This is a genomic window from Vibrio sinensis, from assembly GCF_003605645.1.
In the GTDB taxonomy this organism is placed as follows: Bacteria; Pseudomonadota; Gammaproteobacteria; order Enterobacterales; family Vibrionaceae; genus Vibrio; species Vibrio sinensis.
Map to the genome: position 1 here is coordinate 1 of NZ_QVMU01000171.1, position 437 is coordinate 437.

A 437-nucleotide genomic window follows, 5' to 3' on the forward strand; every position below is an offset into this window, starting at 1 on the left:
TTTCTTATTCCATAATTGATTTTCGACAGACGTAAAAAAGCCCTAGTCTTTCGACTAGGGCTTCTTCAAATAATGCGAAATAGCGGCGGAGTGGATGGGACTTTCTTTCTACCTTGAAAGCATCACGCCCCCGGAGTAACAGGCTGTTGCGGCCTCCAATCAGTAAACTCGCTAATGGCAGCTTAACCAAGGAAACGACGATTCTCTTTCTTATTTCCTTTCTCATTCCATATTTGATTTTCGACAGACGTAAAAAAGCCCTAGTCTTTCGACTAGGGCTTCTTCAAATAGTGGCGGAGTGGACGGGACTCGAACCCGCGACCCCCGGCGTGACAGGCCGGTATTCTAACCAACTGAACTACCACTCCGCAGTGGCATACTTACCTAAGTAAGCGTCCATTTTGTTTCTAGATGGTCTATCTAAAAACGAAATTTAA

At 45.1% G+C, this 437-nt stretch carries 1 tRNA gene; it reads right to left on the reverse strand.

The window, feature by feature from the left end:
• Positions 1-291: 291 nt before the first annotated feature.
• A tRNA-Asp gene (locus DZ860_RS24095) sits at positions 292-368 on the reverse strand.
• Positions 369-437 lie beyond the last annotated feature (69 nt).